Genomic DNA, 267 nt, shown 5'->3' with positions numbered 1-267 from the left:
CGGGTTCGGGAAGTCATTCTTCCTCTACTGGATTCGCGACGAGGTCCTGCCCGCCACAGCAGTGAGTATCATTGATCTTGACGATCGGACCAACTTCCTCAACCCCGACAGTCTCATTGAGAGCTTCCGAGTTAACTTGGAAACCCCACGCTCGTTGGACCACGACGAGTACGCGAACGGCCTAGATGAGCTCTGGGATACAACGCTCCGGAAGATTGCTGACTTATGTGCGTCTCACTACGAACGACAGGGATTCGAAGTTCGAGA

General features: G+C 53.9%; 1 pseudogene. It reads left to right on the top strand.

Annotation, left to right across the window (positions count from 1 at the left end):
- A pseudogene (locus EXE42_RS19960) lies at positions 1-267 on the top strand (hypothetical protein); the annotation flags it as partial.

It is taken from the genome of Halorubrum sp. SP3, from assembly GCF_005435195.1.
GTDB classification, from domain to species: Archaea; Halobacteriota; Halobacteria; order Halobacteriales; family Haloferacaceae; genus Halorubrum; species Halorubrum sodomense.
The sequence above is the reverse complement of the archived record's forward strand: the minus strand, read 5'-3'. Positions and strand labels throughout refer to the sequence as shown.